Annotated in this window: 1 protein-coding gene; it reads right to left on the bottom strand. The window is 34.0% G+C overall.

Annotation, left to right across the window (positions count from 1 at the left end; all coding sequences use genetic code 11):
- The coding region (locus D1831_RS14230) for a hypothetical protein (RefSeq protein WP_148096385.1) at positions 1-815 on the bottom strand (815 nt) is incomplete at its 3' end.
- Between the last annotated feature and the right edge of the window lie 123 nt (positions 816-938).

Raw genomic sequence — 938 nt, 5'->3', positions numbered from 1 at the left:
AGTGTACACATACTTAAAATAAGTGCAAAAAAATTCCAATCACTTTTATTCCTTTTGTAATTACCCATAACTACTAAAAATCCGACTAATGTTACTCCTAAAAACAATACCTTAGTTAACCAAAAAAATAAGCTTTGCCCAATATCTGTCACATATGCACCTTCATTGAGAGTTGCATACGATCCTCCTTTTCCAAAAAACTGCATTAAAGTATTTCTAATTTGAGGAAACGCTAATCCCGTTAAAATAGCAATAATCGAGAGTAGTTTCACTCTGATATGCTGACTTTGTCTGAAAAATAAAACAACTCTCATCAAAAGAATTGCTAGCACAGCAATATGAAAGGAAACGCCCAACGCATATATACACCATGTAACTATACCCCTGTCTTTTTTTACAAGATCTCTATAGAGTGCGATGGCAACGATTGTACATGCAGTTACATTTCTAACATTACTAAACGCTGCAGCAAACGGAAAAAGGCATAGTCCAATAAGAAGTAAATATACTCTTGTTAAAGGTGCCACTTTACGAAATGCAAAGTAATCCCCAGAAATATAAAAATAACTAAAAGAACTTATAAAACCAACAAAAGCGGGTAACAATTGCTCGTTTCCCAAAGTTGCTACCCATTTAAAGAGAGTACCCGCTCCCACAAAAAATCCTTGACTACGCACAATATCAGCATAAGTTGGCATCATATACTGATATTGTTCAATAATTTGATAATATCTAGTTAAATCGATAGCATGTGTTGGTACAAAATAAAAACCGATTATCGCTATAGAAAACGCTGCACCAGCTGCGTATAACAATCGAAAATTATCCTTCAGTACTATCCCCGTAATGCCCAAGATTGAAGCCCCTAAAGGATATATAAGTAACATGATTATCATACATAGTAAAATCAAACTATACTCCTCCGAATTATTTTATAC

The sequence above is a fragment of the Lactiplantibacillus garii genome, from assembly GCF_003885105.1.
In the GTDB taxonomy this organism is placed as follows: Bacteria; Bacillota; Bacilli; order Lactobacillales; family Lactobacillaceae; genus Lactiplantibacillus; species Lactiplantibacillus garii.
The sequence above is the reverse complement of the archived record's forward strand: the minus strand, read 5'-3'. Positions and strand labels throughout refer to the sequence as shown.